The sequence below is a fragment of the Foliimonas ilicis genome (assembly GCF_039939195.1).
GTDB lineage: Bacteria > Pseudomonadota > Alphaproteobacteria > Rhizobiales > Rhizobiaceae > Foliimonas > Foliimonas ilicis.
The window spans coordinates 294,592-308,402 of the sequence record NZ_JBDUUH010000004.1 but is presented as its reverse complement, the minus strand read 5'-3'; the positions used below and the strand labels follow the sequence as shown (position 1 = coordinate 308,402).

At 60.4% G+C, this 13,811-nt stretch carries 11 protein-coding genes; all 11 read left to right on the top strand.

Features of this window, described 5'->3' with window-relative positions:
• Nucleotides 1-25 precede the first annotated feature (25 nt).
• The gene (locus tag ABFT80_RS11870) at nt 26-1,480 is read left to right on the top strand and encodes a UDP-N-acetylmuramoyl-L-alanyl-D-glutamate--2,6-diaminopimelate ligase (protein ID WP_347972220.1); all 1,455 of its coding nucleotides are present in this window, start codon (nt 26-28) and stop codon (nt 1,478-1,480) included.
• The gene (locus tag ABFT80_RS11865; RefSeq protein ID WP_347972115.1) at nt 1,477-2,907 is read left to right on the top strand and encodes a UDP-N-acetylmuramoylalanyl-D-glutamyl-2,6-diaminopimelate--D-alanyl-D-alanine ligase; all 1,431 of its coding nucleotides are present in this window, start codon (nt 1,477-1,479) and stop codon (nt 2,905-2,907) included. The genes ABFT80_RS11870 and ABFT80_RS11865 overlap by 4 nt, the downstream gene beginning before the upstream one ends.
• Before the next feature lie 19 nt (nt 2,908-2,926).
• Nucleotides 2,927-4,009 (top strand): phospho-N-acetylmuramoyl-pentapeptide-transferase, encoded by a 1,083-nt coding sequence (gene mraY, locus ABFT80_RS11860; protein WP_347972114.1) that lies wholly within the window; start codon nt 2,927-2,929, stop codon nt 4,007-4,009.
• 10 nt (nt 4,010-4,019) lie between these two features.
• Nucleotides 4,020-5,423, top strand: a complete 1,404-nt coding sequence (murD, locus tag ABFT80_RS11855) for a UDP-N-acetylmuramoyl-L-alanine--D-glutamate ligase (protein WP_347972113.1) — start codon at nt 4,020-4,022, stop codon at nt 5,421-5,423.
• Nucleotides 5,420-6,568, top strand: a complete 1,149-nt coding sequence (gene ftsW / locus ABFT80_RS11850; protein WP_347972112.1) for a putative lipid II flippase FtsW — start codon at nt 5,420-5,422, stop codon at nt 6,566-6,568. The genes murD and ftsW overlap by 4 nt, the downstream gene beginning before the upstream one ends.
• 1 nt (nt 6,569) lies before the next feature.
• Nucleotides 6,570-7,700 carry an undecaprenyldiphospho-muramoylpentapeptide beta-N-acetylglucosaminyltransferase gene (murG, locus tag ABFT80_RS11845; RefSeq protein WP_347972111.1) on the top strand — a complete coding sequence of 377 codons (1,131 nt, stop codon included), beginning with the start codon at nt 6,570-6,572 and terminating at the stop codon, nt 7,698-7,700.
• Nucleotides 7,697-9,103 carry a UDP-N-acetylmuramate--L-alanine ligase gene (gene murC, locus ABFT80_RS11840; protein ID WP_347972110.1) on the top strand — a complete coding sequence of 469 codons (1,407 nt, stop codon included), beginning with the start codon at nt 7,697-7,699 and terminating at the stop codon, nt 9,101-9,103. The genes murG and murC overlap by 4 nt, the downstream gene beginning before the upstream one ends.
• Nucleotides 9,100-10,065, top strand: a complete 966-nt coding sequence (gene murB, locus ABFT80_RS11835) for a UDP-N-acetylmuramate dehydrogenase (RefSeq protein WP_347972109.1) — start codon at nt 9,100-9,102, stop codon at nt 10,063-10,065. Before murC ends, murB begins: the two co-directional genes overlap by 4 nt.
• A 520-nt stretch (nt 10,066-10,585) precedes the next feature.
• Complete coding sequence (locus ABFT80_RS11830; protein WP_347972108.1) at nt 10,586-11,512, top strand: D-alanine--D-alanine ligase; 927 nt, start codon at nt 10,586-10,588, stop codon at nt 11,510-11,512.
• Nucleotides 11,500-12,441 (top strand): cell division protein FtsQ/DivIB, encoded by a 942-nt coding sequence (locus ABFT80_RS11825; protein ID WP_455189919.1) that lies wholly within the window; start codon nt 11,500-11,502, stop codon nt 12,439-12,441. Before ABFT80_RS11830 ends, ABFT80_RS11825 begins: the two co-directional genes overlap by 13 nt.
• On the top strand, nt 12,438-13,745 hold the full coding sequence (ftsA, locus tag ABFT80_RS11820) for a cell division protein FtsA (RefSeq protein WP_347972106.1): 1,308 nt from the start codon (nt 12,438-12,440) through the stop codon (nt 13,743-13,745). The genes ABFT80_RS11825 and ftsA overlap by 4 nt, the downstream gene beginning before the upstream one ends.
• Nucleotides 13,746-13,811: the final 66 nt, after the last annotated feature.

Below are 13,811 nucleotides of genomic sequence, written 5' to 3'. Positions count from 1 at the left end.
ATTTGTTTATGACGACTGGAACTCGATGAAGCTCAAGGATCTTGCCGGTATTCTGCCTGTCGAAGGGCCTGTTCCCGGCGACGTGGAAATTACCGGCATTTCGTCGGACTCCCGCAAGGTGTCCGCGGGCACCTTGTTCGTTGCCATTCCCGGCACGAAAGCCGATGGCGCGGCCTTTGCGAAGGATGCGGCCGCGCGCGGCGCAAGCGCCGTCATCGTTTCCAAAAATACCAGGCTCGAAGGCCTTTCCGTACCGGTTTTGACCGTCGATGAGCCGCGCCTTGCGCTTTCGCTGGCCGCCGCGCGCTTTTTCGAAAAGCAACCTGAAACCATGGTCGCCGTGACCGGCACGAGCGGAAAAACCTCGGTCGCCGCCTTCACGCGCCAGATTTGGGAGAAAGCGGGCCACGCCGCAGCCAGCATAGGCACGACCGGCGTGGTCGCACCCGGCCGCAACGATTACGGAGCGCTGACGACGCCCGATCCGGTCGATCTTCACCGTCTGCTGGCCGAACTTGCCGATGCAGGCGTCACGCACGCCTCTATGGAGGCTTCCAGCCACGGCCTCGATCAGCATCGCCTTGACGGCGTGAAGCTGAAGGCGGGCGGGTTTACCAATCTCGGTCGCGACCACATGGATTATCATCCGACCGTCGAGGATTATCACCGCGCCAAACTGCGGCTGTTCAATGAGCTGCTGCCCAAGGGTGCGCCTGCGGTGATCTTCGCCGACGATCCTTGGTCTGAGCCGACGATCGAGGCAGCGCGCGCTGCCGGTCTTGAGGTTTTGACGGTCGGCAAGCGCGGCTCGTTCCTGCGGCTGACGCGCGTCGAACATGAACGTTTTCGCCAGCGCGCCGAGATAGTTGCAAATGGAACTATCCATGAAATCGACCTACCGCTGGCTGGCGATTTCCAGATATTCAACGCGCTGGTTGCGGCAGGTCTCGCAATTGCGACCGGAACGGAAACCGGTATCGCCCTGCGTGCTCTGGAAAAGCTGAACGGCGCTCCGGGCAGGCTGGAACTGGTCGGCACAACCGTCAATGGCGCGCCGGTCTATGTCGATTATGCGCATAAGCCCGATGCGCTGGAAAACGTTCTCGCATCGGTTCGGCCTTTTACGACTGGCCGCGTGCTTGTCGTGTTTGGTTGCGGCGGCGACCGCGACCGGGGCAAACGCCCGATCATGGGTGAAATCGCGACGCGTCTTGCCGATGTGGTGATCGTTACCGACGACAATCCGCGTTCCGAAGTTCCAGCGGAAATCCGCTCTGCAATTCTCGACGCCGCTCCCGGCGCCATCGAGATCGGCGACCGGCGCAAGGCGATAGGCGAGGCGGTTTCAATGCTGCTTCCCGGCGATACGTTGATCGTTGCCGGTAAAGGCCATGAAGAAGGCCAGACGATCGGCGCGGAGACTTTTCCGTTTTCCGACCATGACGAGGTGCGCAAGGCGCTTCAGGGGCGGGCGGCATGAATTTGCTCTGGACTTCCGACGACCTCGTTGCCGCCATGGGCGGACGTCCGCTCGGCAACATGCCGGCTGGCATTACCGGCATTTCCATCGACAGCCGCACGCTGAAGCCCGGCGAAGCCTTTTTCGCCATCAAGGGCGACACGATGGACGGCCATGATTACGCGACCGCGGCGGTTAAAGCGGGTGCGGGACTTCTGATCGTCGCCGAAGGAAAACTGCCTGCGCTCGGACGGCTGACTGCGCCGATGATTGTCGTACCGGACGTTCTGGTGGCGCTCGAAAAAGTTGGGATAGCAGCGCGCGCCCGGGCCACCGGCAAGATCATTGCCGTTACCGGTTCTGCCGGAAAGACCAGCACCAAGGAAGCCTTGCGCCATGCGCTTTCTTCCGTCGGCACCGTGCATGCGTCGGACAAATCCTTCAACAATCATTGGGGTGTGCCGCTGACGCTGGCGCGTATGCCTGCCGATGTCGATTATGCGATCTTCGAAATCGGTATGAACCATGAGGGCGAAATTCGCCCGCTGGTGAAAATGGTGCGGCCTCACATTGCGATCATCACGCTGGTTGCAGCGGCCCATCTCGGCCATTTCCGTAGCCTCGACGATATTGCGGCTGCAAAGGCCGAGATTTTCGAAGGCATCGAGCCGGGCGGCACTGCACTTTTGAACCGAGACGATTCACGCTGGAAGCTTCTCGAAAAGCTGGCCACCGAAGCCGGTGTCGAACATATCGTCGGCTTTGGCGAACATATGCGGGCCAATGTGAAGCTGGTTCGCGCTTCGATGGAAGGCGACCATTCGCTGATTTCGGTGAAGCTGAACGGCAAGGAAATCGACCTGCGCGTCGGCACTCCGGGCAGGCATGTCGTGCAGAACGTGCTGGCCGTTCTTGGAGCCGCGCAGCTTGCCGGTGCAGACATCACCAAGGTCGCGCTTTCGCTTTCGGATCTGAGTGCGGAAGCCGGTCGCGGCAAGCGCCATCAACTGCCTCATCTCGGCGGCACGATCACGCTGATCGATGAAAGTTACAACGCCAATCCCGCCTCGATGAAGGCGGCACTTTCGCTCCTGGCGGATTCTGCCGTGACGGGAGAGGGCCGCCGCATCGCGGTTCTGGGCGATATGCTGGAACTCGGCGCGCATTCGGAAAAGCTGCATGCGGCACTTGCCAATTTCGTGGTCGCGGCCAAGACGGACATGGCGTTTCTCGCCGGTCCCGAAATGAAGACGCTGGCTGCCGCGCTGCCTGGCGAATTGCATGTCGAGCATCGCGAAGCCGTTTCCGATCTGGCGCCTCTGCTTTTTGCGGAATTGCGGCCCGGCGACGTCGTGATGGTCAAATCGTCCAAGGGCATCGGACTTTCGAAGATCGTTGATGCACTCATCAAAAAATACCCGGCGAAAGCCGGAAACTCACCTGTTTGAACGGGGTTGGAGATAAATCATGCTGACCCTGCTAGTTGAATTTTCAGACCACATCGCGGCCTTTAACATCTTCCGCTACATCACGTTCCGCACCGGCGGCGCGCTGATTACTTCGGCGCTGATCGTCTTCATTTTCGGGCCGATGATCATTAACGCGCTGCGCATCCGGCAGGGCAAGGGTCAGCCGATCCGTGCCGATGGCCCGCAGACGCATTTCAAGAAGGCAGGCACGCCGACGATGGGCGGGCTGATGATCCTGTGCGGTATCGTCGGATCGTCTCTGCTCTGGGCGAATATCTCCAGCGTCTATGTGTGGGTGGTGCTTCTGGTAACGCTCGGCTTCGGCGCGATCGGTTTTTACGACGATTATCTCAAGGTCACGAAGCAGTCGCATCTGGGCTTTTCGGGCAAGGCGCGCCTTGCCGCCGAATTCGTGATTGCCGCGATTGCAGCCTGGGTCATCATGTATAATGGTCAGGCGCCGTTCTCTTCGTCGCTGACCTTTCCTTTCATCAAGGATTTCCTGATCAATCTCGGCTGGTTCTTCATTCCCTTCTCCTGCATCGTCATCGTCGGCGCTGGCAATGCGGTGAATTTGACGGACGGTCTGGATGGTCTGGCCATCGTGCCGATCATGATTGCAGCGGCGTCGTTCGGCGTTATTGCCTATCTTTCCGGTAACGCGGTTTTCGCGGAATATCTGCAGATTCATTTCGTTCCAGGCACAGGCGAACTGGCCGTCATTCTGGGCGCGGTGATCGGAGCGGGGCTTGGCTTCCTCTGGTTCAACGCGCCGCCTGCCGCCATTTTCATGGGCGACACAGGCTCGCTCGCCATGGGTGGTCTGATCGGGGCGATTGCGGTCGCGACCAAGCACGAGATCGTGCTGGCGATTATCGGCGGCCTGTTCGTCATTGAAGCGCTATCGGTCATCATTCAGGTCGGTTTCTTCAAGATGACCGGCAAGCGCGTGTTCCTTATGGCGCCGATCCATCATCATTTCGAGAAACTCGGCTGGACGGAAAGTCAGGTCGTGATCCGCTTCTGGATCATCGCCGTCATTCTGGCGCTGGTCGGTCTTTCGACCCTCAAGCTTCGATAGGACCGGCTCGGTGATCCCGGCTCGGACATTCGGCGGAAAGCGCGTCGCACTCTTCGGGCTCGGAGGCTCAGGGATAGCGACCGCGCGCGCTCTCGTGGAAGGCGGCGCAGACGTGCTTGCGTGGGATGACAATCCCGAAAGCGTGGCCAAGGCGAACGCCGCAGGCATCACGACGCAGGATTTGCGAACCGTCGAGTGGCACGGTTTCTCGTCCTTCGTGCTTTCGCCCGGCGTTCCGCTGACGCATCCCAAGCCGCACCGCACCGTAGAGCTTGCGCGAAGTGCCGGCGTCGAAATCATCGGTGACGTTGAGTTGTTCGTGCGCGAGCGCATTGCGCAGGCACCCGATGCCCCCTTCATCGCGATCACCGGAACCAACGGCAAATCGACCACGACGGCGCTGACCGCGCATATTTTGCGCTCCGCCGGACGCGACGTGCAGATGGGCGGCAATATCGGCCGCGCGGTGATGACGCTCGATCCGCTGAAATCCGACCGGCACTATGTCGTCGAATGCTCGTCCTACCAGATCGAGCTTGCGCCATCGCTGAACCCGACCGCCGGTACCCTGCTAAATCTGACGCCTGACCATCTCGACCGTCACGGCACGATGCAGCACTACGCGTCGATCAAGGAGCGTCTCGTCGCCGGTGCGGATACCGCAATTGTCGGTGTGGACGATGCCTATTGCGTGCAGATCGCCGACCGGCTCGAAAAGGCTGGCAAAAAGCTGATCCGCATTTCCAAGCGCCTGCCGCTGACCGATGGATATTTTGCCGCCGGAAACAATCTGATGGAAGCGGTCGATGGCAATTACAGCCGCATCGGTTTCCTTGAAGGCATCGGTTCGCTGCGCGGCCAGCATAATGCGCAAAACGCGCTTGCCGCCGTCGCGGCATGCCTGAAAGTCGGTCTCGACCTTGGAGAAATCCAGGCGGGGCTGGAAAGCTTTCCGGGGTTGGCGCATCGCATGGAACAGGTGGCGCGCAAGGATCGCGTTCTGTTCATCAACGATTCCAAGGCGACGAATGCGGATGCATCGGCACCAGCACTTTCCAGCTTTCCGCGAATCTATTGGATTGCGGGCGGGCTTGCGAAAGAGGGCGGCATCGAACCATTGCGTGGCTTCTTTTCGCGTGTCGCCAAGGCCTATCTGATCGGTGAGGCGGCGCCCGCGTTCTCGGCAACACTTGGTGAAGCAATTCCTTATGAAATTTCAGGCACGCTTGCGGCTGCGGTCGCGAATGCTGCGCGTGACGCCGCTGCCGATGATTCGGACGAAGCCGTGGTGCTGCTGTCGCCAGCATGCGCGAGCTTCGACCAGTTCAAGAATTTCGAAGTGCGCGGCGAGGCGTTCAAGGACGCCGTTGGCGCAATACCGGGCGTAATGCCTATCGGAGGGACAAAGCCATGATGAGCCGTCTGGACAAAAGCCCAATCGCTACCTGGTGGTGGACGATCGACAGGTGGTTCCTCGCGGCTTTTCTTTCGCTCATGGGTCTCGGCATCGTGCTTTCCTTCGCGGCAAGCCCGGCAGTCGCTGAACGCATCGGCCTCGGCAGCTTCCACTTCGCGACGCGCCAGATCATCTTCATGATCCCGGCATTGGCCGCGATGCTTTCGGTTTCCTTTCTCAGCCCGCGTCAGGTCCGGCGGCTGGCGATCGTCATGCTCAGCGTATCGCTGGTGCTGATGGTTGCGGTTCTTTACATCGGCGTCGAGGTCAAGGGCGCGCGGCGCTGGGTGTCCATGCTGGGCGTTTCGATTCAGCCTTCCGAGTTCCTGAAGCCCGCATTCGTTATCGTCTGCGCATGGCTCTTTTCGGAGCATACGCGCCGCCCCGATATTCCGGGCAATCTCTTCGCCATGATCCTGCTTGGTCTGGTGATTGCGCTTCTCGTCGCACAGCCTGATTTTGGCCAGACGCTGCTGGTGCTCGGCACATGGGGCGTCATGTTCTTCATGGCCGGTATGCCGTGGTTCTGGATCATCGTGCTGGGCGGCGCAGGCGTCGTCGGCGGCCTGGCGGCATACAGTCTCTTCCCGCACGTCGCAGGCCGTATCGACCGCTTCATGACCGGTGAAGGCGATACGTTCCAGGTGGATATGGGCCGTGATGCGGTTATCCATGGCGGCTGGTTCGGCGTCGGACCGGGCGAAGGCACGGTCAAGCGCGTCATTCCCGACAGTCACGCCGACTTCGTGTTTGCGGTGGCGGGCGAGGAGTTTGGCATCATCCTGTGCTTCATCATCATGTCGATCTTCGCCTTCATCGTGCTGCGCGGCCTGAACACGGCGCTGAAGGAGCATGACGATTTCACGCGATATGGCGTGGCGGGCCTCGTCGTGGTGTTCGGCTTCCAGTCGGTCATCAATATGGGCGTGAATTTGCAGCTTATGCCCGCCAAGGGCATGACGCTTCCCTTCATCTCCTATGGCGGTTCGTCGCTTATCGCGATTGCGATTTCGATGGGCATGGTGCTGGCGCTGACCCGCAAGAAGCCGGAAAAGCGCAAGCAGTTCGGCGGCACCTTCCATCGCGCTGTTCCGGCGGAATAAGATGTCGAAAGGCACGATCATTCTCGCCGCCGGGGGAACCGGCGGCCATCTTTTTCCGGCCGAGGCGCTGGCGCATGAGCTGATCGAGCGCGGCTGGACGGTGGAGCTGGCGACCGACGAACGCGCGGGCCGTTTTGCAGGCCACTTTCCGGCATCGGCCTTTCACACGATTTCGTCTTCGACGATCGGGTCCAGAAATCCGCTTGCGCTGGCAAAATCGTTCTGGAGCATCTGGCAGGGCGTTCGGCAGACCTCGAAAATCATCGCCAAGGTCAAGCCTGCAGCCGTTGTGGGCTTTGGCGGCTACCCGACTTTGCCGCCGCTCTATGCTGCGGTCAGGCGGCGCGTGCCGACGCTGATTCATGAACAGAACGCCGTGATGGGCCGCGCGAACCGCGCGTTGGCTGGTCAGGTGTCAGCAATCGCCGGTGGCTTCCTTACGTCTGAAAAGGGCGGTGCGAATGCAGCGAAAATCGTCGTTACCGGCAATCCTGTGCGGCCTGCCGTGCTTCAGGCTGCCAAAAGCCCCTATGTCGCGTCGATAGAAGCCGATCCTTTCCGGCTGCTGGTGTTCGGTGGCAGTCAGGGCGCGCAGTTCTTTTCGGATGCCATTCCGCCTGCAATCGCCTCGCTGCCCGAAAATCTGCGCAGGCGCTTGAAGGTCACGCAGCAGGCGCGTGTCGAGGACATGGAGCGCGTTCGCGCTGCCTATGCCGAGCTTGGCGTTGATGCCGAGGTCGAGCCATTCTTCAACGACATGGCGCACCGCATGGCGCTGTCGCATCTCGTCATTTCGCGCTCCGGCGCGTCGACGGTCTCAGAGGTGGCCGTGATCGGGCGTCCGGCGATTTTGGTGCCTTACCCGCATGCGCTGGATCACGATCAGGCGGCGAATGCCGCAGCGCTTGCGCAGGCTGGCGGGGCGGAAGTGCATAAGCAGGATACGCTTTCGCGCGAGAAACTGGCCGAGCTTATCGGCCGCCTGATGCAGGAGCCGAAGAAGCTTGCTTCGATGGCTGCTGCCTCGCGAACAGCAGGCAAGCCGGATGCCGCGCGGTTGCTTGGCGACCTCACAGAGGCTATTGCGTCGCGAACGCCGCTGGCAGACTACAAAAAAGGAGTGCATCCATGAAGATGCCCGAAACGATCGGACTGGTTCATTTCATCGGCATTGGTGGCATCGGCATGAGCGGCATTGCCGAGGTGCTGCACAATCTCGGTTATCGCGTGCAGGGGTCCGATCAGGCTGAAAGCGCCAACGTCCAGCGTTTGCGTGACAAGGGCATCGAGTGCTTCGTTGGCCACAAGGCCGAAAATCTGGGCGACGCCGAAGTCGTCGTGGTCTCGACCGCGATCAAGAAAACCAATCCCGAATTGAAGGCCGCGCGCGAGCGCCTGCTGCCCATCGTACGGCGTGCCGAAATGCTGGCTGAACTCATGCGCTTCCGCCAAGCCGTCGCCATCGGCGGCACGCATGGCAAGACGACGACGACCTCGATGGTCGCGACGCTGCTGGATGCAGGCGGGCTCGATCCGACCGTCATCAATGGCGGCATCATCAACGCCTATGGCACCAATGCGCGCATGGGCGAGGGCGAGTGGATGGTGGTGGAGGCCGACGAGAGCGACGGCACCTTCCTGAAGCTGCCTGCGGAAATCGCGGTCGTGACCAATATCGATCCCGAGCATCTCGACCATTATGGCAGCTTCGACAAGGTGCGCGAGGCGTTCCGGCAGTTCGTCGAGAATGTGCCGTTCTACGGCTTCGGCGTCATGTGCACCGACCACCCGGAAGTGCAGGCGCTGGTGTCGCGCATCGAGGATCGCCGCGTCATCACCTATGGCGAGAACACGCAGGCCGATGTTCGTTTCGTCAATCACCGCATGGTGGGCGCGACATCGCATTTCGACGTGCTGGTGCGCGACCGCAAATCCGGCAAAGACGAGATCATCAGCGATCTGGCCTTGCCGATGCCTGGCCGCCACAATGTTTCCAACGCCACTGCGGCAATCGCCGTTGCGCATGAGCTTGGGCTTACGGCCGAGCAGATCCGCAAGGGCCTGTCGTCCTTCGGCGGCGTGAAACGGCGCTTCACGCATACGGGTTCGTGGAACGGTGTCGAGATATTTGACGATTACGGACACCACCCGGTCGAGATTAAGGCTGTGCTGGGAGCCGCGCGCGATGCCACGAAAGGCCGCGTCATTGCGATTGCCCAGCCGCACCGCTTTACGCGTCTGCGCGACCTGTTCGACGATTTCTCGTCCTGCTTCAACGATGCGGATACGGTGCTGCTCGCGCCGGTCTACACGGCTGGCGAGGAACCGATAGAGGGCGTGAATTCCGAAACGCTGACCTCGCGCATCCGCGCAGGCGGCCATCGCGACGCGCGCTACATCGAAGGTCCGGGCGATATTGCGCCCATTATTCGTGACGTTGCCAAGCCTGGCGATTTCGTCATTTTCCTCGGCGCGGGCAACATCACCCAATGGGCCTACGCGCTCCCCAAGGATCTTGGCGGGCAGTCTGTATGACGCGGGGTGAAGAGCTTCTTGCCTCGCTGGGGGACCGTCTTTCAGGACTGCGCGGGCGCTTAACGCCCGACGCGGAGATGGAAAAGATCACCTGGTTCCGCGCGGGTGGCGTGGCGGACGTGCTTTTCCAGCCTGCCGACGAGGCCGACCTTGCAGCTTTCCTGAAAGCCGTGCCGCGTGAAATCCCGATCCTCGTCGTCGGCATCGGCTCCAACCTTCTGGTGCGCGAAGGCGGCATCCGGGGCTTTGTCGTGCGTCTCTCGGCGAAGGGTTTCGGCGAAGTCGAAATCATCGATGCAACGCATCTGCGCGCCGGTGCTGCAACGCCCGACAAGCGGGTCGCGTCGGCAGCGCTCGAAGCTGGCATTGGCGGCTTCCATTTCTATTACGGTATTCCCGGTGCCATCGGCGGCGCGCTGCGCATGAATGCAGGCGCCAATGGCGTCGAGACGCGCGAGCGTGTTGTCGAAGTGCGCGCGCTGGATCGCAAGGGCGAGCTTCACATCCTGTCCAACGCCGATATGGGCTATGCCTATCGTCATTCCTCGGCATCAGCGGACCTGATCTTCACCTCGGCGCTGTTCGAAGGTTACCCCGAAGACAAGACCGTCATAAAAGAGGCGATGGACGCCGTTCAGCATCATCGCGAAACGGTGCAGCCCATTCGTGAGAAGACCGGCGGCTCCACCTTCAAAAATCCCGAAGGCACGTCTGCCTGGAAGGAAATCGACGCTGCGGGTTGCCGCGGACTGATGATCGGCGGCGCGCAGATGTCGCCGATGCACTGCAATTTCATGATCAATACCGGCACGGCGACGGGCTACGATCTCGAATATCTGGGTGAGTCCGTCCGCGTCCGCGTTCTGGAAAATTCCGGCATCCGCCTGCATTGGGAAATCAAACGGATCGGCGAGTTCCTGCCGGATCGGCACATCGACGAATTCCTCGGCCAGCTTCTTTAGCCGCTTCCTGTTTTGATGGAATCGCGAGGCCGTCTCGTGGGAAGGACAATTGCATATGGCACAGCCTACCCCCACTCCGCCTCGCTTTGCTCGGCACCTCTCCCCTCAAAAGGGGAGAGGAAACGCCGTCCGCAATGTTGGCACCCTTCCTCTCCCCTTTTGAGGGGGAGAGGTGGTTTGCGAAGCAAATCGGAGTGGGGGGTAGGCTGTGCCATATCCGATTGCCCTGCCTCGTGGGGCGCTGTCTCGCCAGCGTTTCTATTCACTCCGCTTTTGTGCCGGAATGAATCATGCCGAAGGCCTTTGATGCGGAATTTTCATACAAATTGAATCTCATTGAATCATAAGGGCTTGTCACGGAATCAACTCTCTGATTCTTTGGCTCTCAAGCGTTTCCTGATTTGAGTCGTCCGAGTGTCGGCCGCGTTTTTCGTCTGGGGGATTGGTCCCGCCGGAAGTGTAAGACTCAAGCCTGCGAAACATTGTTTCTGGACCTGCTCGATGAGGGGAATGTCGGGGTATGGCGTCTAAGCACGTGGCTGTATTGCTGGGAGGATTTTCGTCGGAGCGCCCTGTGTCGCTCTCTTCCGGAAATGCCTGTGCAGATGCCCTTGAAGCGGTCGGTTACAAGGTGACGCGTGTCGATGTGGCGCGTGATATTTCCTCGGTGCTTTCCGATCTGAAGCCCGATGTGGTGTTCAATGCGCTGCATGGTCCGTTTGGCGAGGATGGCACCATTCAGGGTGTTCTCGAATATCTCCAGATTCCCTACACGCATTCGGGTGTGCTTGCGTCCGCGCTTGCCATGAACAAGGAGCAGGCAAAGCGCGTCGCGAAGGCTGCGGGCATTCCTGTTGCCGAATCGAAAGTCATGAGCCGCTTTGCCATCAAGGGCGCGCACCCGATGCCTGCGCCCTATGTGGTCAAGCCGATCAGCGAAGGGTCGAGCTTCGGCGTCGTCATCGTTCATGAAGGGCAGTCGCATCCGCCGCAGATTTTGTCGTCTTCCGAGTGGAAGCTTGGCGATGAAGTCATGGTCGAGCGCTACATCCATGGCCGTGAGCTGACATGCGCGGTGATGGGCGATGTGGCCCTTGGCGTCTGCGAGATTATCCCGACGGGCCATTCCTTCTACGATTACGATTCAAAATACGTCGCCGGAGGATCAAAACACGAATGCCCGGCAAAAATTTTACCGAATATTTACCAAAAAATACAGACACTGGCACTCAAGGCTCATCAAGCAATCGGCTGCCGCGGGGTTTCCCGCTCGGACTTCCGCTATGACGACCGCCATTCGGAAAATGGCGAGTTGATCTGGCTGGAGGTTAACACGCAGCCGGGCATGACGCCGACGTCGCTGGTGCCCGAGATCGCAGCGGAAGCTGGGCATTCCTTCGGTGATCTCTTGAGTTGGATGGTGGAGGACGCATCGTGTTTGCGTTGAAACAAGGATATTCCGGAAGGCCGGGCGGTAAACGCCTGGGGCTTTTTGGCATGTCTTTTTCTGCCGACGGTTTCGTCCTGCCGCGCTTGCTTCGCAAGCCGGTGCGCATGCTTGGTCGTATGGTCAGCGGCGAGGTCGAGGCGCCCCGTTTTGCCGCGACGATCATGACCGCAACCTTTCTCGGCGCGTCGAGCGCTTACGGTGCCTATCTCGGCGGGCACATGCCGTCGGTCGTTCAGGCTGTCACGGCGCGTACGGGTTTTGCTGTCAATCAGGTGCGCGTGCTGGGTTATCGCCAGACGTCCGAAATCGACATTCTCGACAAGCTCGAACTCGACGGCTGGACCTCGCTGATCGGCTTCAGCGCGGATGCCGCACGCACGCGCATTGCCGATCTTCCATGGGTTCAGGAAGTCTCCGTCCGCAAGGTCTATCCCAATACGATCGAAGTGAAGATCGAAGAGCGCGACGCCTTCGCCGTCTGGCAGCAGGGCAGCCAGCTTTCGGTCATCGAATCGTCGGGCCGCATCATCGCGCCCTTCGTTCTTGGCCGTCACACCGATCTGCCTTTGCTGGTCGGTTATGGCGCGGCTGACGACGGTGCCGCATTCATCGCGCGAGTGAAGAAGTTCCCCGAACTCGCATCGAAAGCGCGCGGCTATATCCGCGTTGCGCAGCGCCGCTGGAACATCCGCCTCGACAATGGCGTGACGGTAAAACTGCCGGAGCAGGGTGAAGAGCGCGCAATGGCGGCACTTGTCGCTATGGACAAGGAAAACGGCCTGCTTTCGCGTGATATCGCAGCCGTCGATATGCGTCTCGACGATCGCGTCGTCGTTCAGCTTACCGAAGAAGCAGCCGAAAAACGCGAAGCTGCCCTCAAAGAACTCATGAAGCCAGGCAGAAAGCCGGCGGAGAAGCGGATATGAGCTTGTTCGGCGGTCAAAAGGACATTTCCTCAAAACAATCCGGCATCGTCACCGTTCTGGATGTCGGCTCCAGCAAGGTCTGCTGCATCGTTGCCGAACTCAAGCCGTGCGAGGAGCGCCAGATTCTGCGCGGACGCACTCATAAGGCGCGCGTCATCGGCATCGGGCATCAGAAGTCGCAGGGCATGAAATCCGGCGTCGTGGTCGATCTCGACCGTGCCGAACGCGCGATTCGTCTGGCTGTCGATGCCGCCGAGCGCATGGCCGGGCTGACGGTCGATTCGCTGATCGTGAATCTCAATGCCGGGCGCCTGAAAAGCGAAGCGTTTTCGGCGACGATCAATCTCGGCGGCCATGAAGTCGAGGCAAGCGACATCAAGCGCGTTCTGGCGGCAGGCGCAAAGCAGGCATTGAAGGCGGAGCGTGAAGTCGTTCATTCGCTGCCGGTCGGCTTCTCGCTCGATTCGGAGCGCAGCATTCGCGATCCGCGCGGCATGGTCGGTGATACGCTGGGCGTGGACATGCATGTGCTGACCGGCGATTCCGCGCCGATGCGCAATCTCGAACTTTGCATCAACCGTTCGCATCTTTCGGTCGAGCGCATGGTTGCAACGCCTTACGCGAGCGGCCTTGCCGCACTCGTCGATGACGAGTTGGAAATGGGTGCCGCCTGCGTGGATATGGGCGGCGGCACGACGACGATTTCGGTCTTTTCGGAAGGCAAATTCGTCTATGGCGACGCAATCCCGATCGGCGGCAATCATGTGACGATGGATATGGCGCGCGGTCTTTCGACGCGCCTGGAAGACGCCGAGCGCCTGAAAGTCATGCATGGTTCGGCGCTGCCCGACAGCGCGGACGACCGCGATCTCGTGACAATCCAGCCGATTGGCGAGGATGGCGACGTGCCCACGCAGATCCCGCGCTCGGTCATGACGCGCATCATCCGCGCCCGCATCGATGAGACACTGGAGCTGCTTCGCGACAGGCTCGCGAAATCTGGCTATGGCAATGCTGTTGGCAAGCGAGTCGTTTTCACCGGCGGTGCGAGCCAGCTTTCGGGGTTGCCTGAAGCCGCGCGTCGCATTCTGGGACGGAATGTTCGAATCGGTCGGCCACTGGGCGTTGCGGGTCTTCCCGAAGCGGCAAAAGGCCCGGCCTTTTCAGCAGCAGTCGGACTTCTGATCTATCCGCAGGTTGCGGATTTCGAGATCAATCAGGTCAAGGGATTGTCGAGTTTGCGTATGACGGGGACAGGCGGTCGGTTTCACCGCATGGGTCAGTGGTTGAAAGACAGTTTTTAGAGTTTGACGGGGACAGCCCCATAGGCGGCCGCGGCGGCGAAGCGGCGTTCAAGGCGAAAAAAAAGG